We start from the raw sequence: 1,122 nt of genomic DNA on the forward strand, positions 1-1,122 counted from the left end.
GCTCCGGAGAGGGGAGCGGCGGGGCGGAGGGGACCATGTGCCGCGAAGGGTACCGGCGTTCTCCACCGCTGTCACAACCCGCGACGTCGCCTCACGGGTCCTGGTAGCGCCGCGCTCGCACGGCGTCTCGGAGGCGGCTGCGTCCCCGGTAGAGATGCAGGCCGTGGAACACCGCCAGTGCCACCAGGCAGACCACGCCCAGCATCACATAGCGGCGGATGAGGTCGCCCTCCTGCCAGCCATGCTCCTCCACCAGGCGGCTCGGGTCGCTCAGGCCCACGCCCTCCATGCGGCCGAAGGGAATCTCCTCCGTGTTCGTCCTCGCGGCCCACCAGGTGGAGAAGCAGTCCCAGAAGGACAGCGCCCCAATGGGCACCAGGCCCCAGCGCAGTCCCCGCACGTGGAGGTAGCTGCCGGGCCTCACGTAGAAGCACCCCATCAGCACCGTGCCCAGCACCAGCATCCCCGCGTCGCCGCCGAAGACGATGAGCGCCGTCGTGCTCGCCATGGGCAGGAGCAGCGTGCAGAAGAGCTGCGCGGTGAGCAGCACCACGCCCCACGTCACCCACGCCGGGCGGCGCAGCTTCCAGCCAATCCAAGTCAGTGCCCCCAGTCCGCCCGCGAGCACCAGCGCCAGCGAATACCAGCGCTCCGAGCCCATGGAGGTCACCCAGAGCGACGGCACGGCGGGGATGCCGCACAGCCACGCGGTGATGGCGTGCCCCGCCTCGTGCACGAGCATGGTGAACAGCCGGACGATGAAGCGCAGCGAGCCGGTGGCCCCCAGGTAGCCCAGGAACAGCGCCACGGGGACGACGGTGAGGCGCAGCCGCAGCTCGTGCACGGCCTGCTCGTCGGCGGCGTCGAACGCGGCGGTCTCCAGCGGGTGCGCGTCCGAGCGCAGGTCCGGCGGCGGCACGAGCCAGGCGGGGTCCACCTCGAAGGGCGCGGGTTCCGGGGGCGCCGCCGCGGCCGCGCGTTCCTGCTCGGCCTTGCGCGCCGCACGGGCCTCCGCGCGGGCGTAGATGACGCCGCAGCGGGGACACTCCAGCCCCTCCACGCGGGGCGCCTGACAGCCGGGGCAGGTGAGGGCGGACGCGGGGCGCACGAGGGGAGCCTACC

1 protein-coding gene is annotated in these 1,122 nt (G+C 73.1%); it reads right to left on the reverse strand.

Annotated elements, in window-relative coordinates:
• Positions 1-91 precede the first annotated feature (91 nt).
• On the reverse strand, positions 92-1,108 hold the full coding sequence (locus HUW62_RS47360; protein WP_176438202.1) for a hypothetical protein: 1,017 nt from the start codon (positions 1,106-1,108) through the stop codon (positions 92-94).
• Positions 1,109-1,122 lie beyond the last annotated feature (14 nt).

It is taken from the genome of Myxococcus sp. AM011 (genome assembly GCF_013372595.1).
Lineage (GTDB): Bacteria > Myxococcota > Myxococcia > Myxococcales > Myxococcaceae > Myxococcus > Myxococcus eversor.